The sequence below is a fragment of the Rhodoferax sp. genome, assembly GCF_014859475.1.
Taxonomy (GTDB): Bacteria; Pseudomonadota; Gammaproteobacteria; order Burkholderiales; family Burkholderiaceae_C; genus Rhodoferax.
Genome location: NZ_JACUUE010000292.1, coordinates 1 through 2336, shown reverse-complemented (window position 1 = coordinate 2336; position 2336 = coordinate 1). Strand labels below are relative to the sequence as shown.

2 protein-coding genes are annotated in these 2336 nt (G+C 61.6%); one reads left to right on the top strand and one right to left on the bottom strand.

Features of this window, described 5'->3' with window-relative positions; genetic code table 11:
• The coding region (locus IBX54_RS14530) for a thiamine pyrophosphate-dependent enzyme (protein WP_296543368.1) at positions 1-815 on the bottom strand (815 nt) is incomplete at its 3' end.
• Positions 816-1071: 256 nt separating this feature from the next.
• Here IBX54_RS14530 and IBX54_RS14525 point away from each other — a divergent pair.
• The gene (locus IBX54_RS14525) at positions 1072-1983 is read left to right on the top strand and encodes a dienelactone hydrolase family protein (RefSeq protein ID WP_296543367.1); all 912 of its coding nucleotides are present in this window, start codon (positions 1072-1074) and stop codon (positions 1981-1983) included.
• The last annotated feature ends 353 nt before the right edge of the window (positions 1984-2336 follow it).

Genomic DNA, 2336 nt, shown 5'->3' with positions numbered 1-2336 from the left:
GAGGCAATGCCGCAACCGGCGCCGCGCGCGGCAAAGGTGGTGCCTTCGCCGCCGGCAATGGCCTGGAAGGTGGAAATGGCCCACTGGTTGTTGACCACGTTGATGATGACCGGCGCGCGATAGACATGGGCAAAGGTCAGCGCAGTGTGAAAGTCGGCCTCGGCGGTGGCGCCGTCGCCAATCCAGGCGCTGGCCACCTTGTCGTCACCCTTGATGGCGCTGGCCATGGCCCAGCCCACGCCCTGGACGACTTGGGTGGCAAGGTTGCCACTGATGGAAAAAAAGCCCTGTTTCTTGCTGGAGTACATCACCGGCAGTTGCCGCCCTTTCATGGGGTCGCGCGTGTTGCTGTAGAGCTGGCAGATCATCTCCACCATGTTGTTGTCTGCGCGCGCCAGCAGCAGGCCCTGCTGGCGGTAGGTGGGGAAACACATGTCGCCGTCGCCAATGGCCAGCGCGTGGGCGCAGGCAATGGCTTCCTCACCCAGGCACTGCATGTAGAACGACATTTTTTTCTGCCGCTGCGCGATCAACATGCGGGCATCGAAGGCGCGCGTCAGCAGCATGGCGCGCAGGCCGCGCTGAAGCAGCGCCACCTCCATTTGCGGTGCCCAGGGGCCGACCGCCTTGCCGTCGTCGTCGAGCACGCGAATCAGCGCAAAAGCGAGGTCGTTGGTCTGGGCCGCCGCCACATCAACCGGCGGGCGACGTTTGGCACCCGCAGCAGACAGGGGGAGGTAAGAAAAGTCGGTGTCGTGGCCGGGGCGTCCGGTGGGCTCGGGCACGTGCAGGTGCAAGGGGTTGCGCTGTGGCATGGGGACTATCTCCTGGCGGACTTGTGATCCAGCAAAGAATACGTGGAAAGTGGCCGGGTGTGCATTGGGTAAAGCACTTAGGCCAAACTGTGTTGCTGAAGTCACGGGATCACCGTGGCATCTGGCAGCGTGACAAATCATAGCGCAACGCCAGTGCCCAACACCTGTGTCATTTGTGAGGATTTGCGCGCAACGGATTAACTTGGTAAAGCATTCGCACTTAAGCTCGCGCTTTTTCAACCCACGGAGACACGCCATGCTGACCCAGGATCAAACCCAAGATTTCGACGCTTTGCTGCCAGGTCATTCGACCCTGCGCGGTGCCAGCCGCCGCACCGCACTGAAAGTGGCTCTGGGCGTGGGCTACGCCGCCTCGGCCATGCCGATCATGGCGCAAACGGCCATCAAGACCCCTAGCAACGGCTTGACCACTGGCGAGGCGATTTACGACGTGGAAGGTTTCTCGGTGCCGTTTTTTTATGCCGCGCCTGAAGGAAAAAATAACCTGCCGGTGGTGTTGGTAATCCAGGAAATTTTTGGCGTGCATGAGTACATTGCCGACACCTGCCGCCGCTTTGCCAAGGCCGGCTACCTGGCCATCGCGCCCGAGCTGTATGCGCGCCAGGGCGACCCTGCCAGCTACGGCGAAATGGCCAAGTTGATAGCCGAGGTGGTCTCCAAAGTGCCCGATGCGCAGGTAATGAAAGACCTGGATGGTGCCGTGGCCTGGGCCGGTGCCAACGGCGGCAACCTGAAAAAAGTGGGCATTACCGGCTTTTGCTGGGGTGGTCGCATCACCTGGCTGTATTCCCAGTACAGCAGCAAGGTCAAGGCTGGCGTGGCCTGGTATGGCCGTCTGGTGGGCACGTCCACCGCGCTCACGCCCAAACACCCGCTGGACCAGGCAGCCGATACAAAGGCCCCTGTGCTGGGCTTGTACGGCGGCCAGGACGGCGGTATTCCGCTGACCACCATCAACCAGATGAAAGACGCGTTGGCCGATGCCGGTGCCCGAGGCAATGCCGCTGCCAAAGCCTCGGAATTTGTGCTTTACAAGGATGCGCCGCACGCGTTTCATGCCGACTACCGTCCGAGCTACCGCAAGGAGGCGGCCGAAGATGGCTTCAAGCGTGCGCTTGCCTGGTTCAAGGCACACGGGGTGGCCTGAGGCCCAACCGACTACCGTGAAAGAGGATCGTCATCGCGAGCGAAGCGTGGCGATCCATGACTTCCGGGTGCATGGATTGCGTCACTTCGTTCGCAATGACGGTGATGAGTGCAAGGGGACGCTACCCTTTTTTGGCTTCCGGTGCCGGGTCTCTCCCCGGCGGGCGAGGTACTTTTCTTTGCTTCGCCAAAGAAAAGTACCCAAAAGAAAGGCGACCCCGCTGTCTGCGACCCGCAGCTTTGCTGCGGGCAACCTGCGCTGAATGGGTTTTGCGGGGGCGTCGCTCGAACTCGCTGCGCTCAGACAATCGCGACGCCTGATCCCGCAAAACCCACCCAGCGCAGGCGCATACA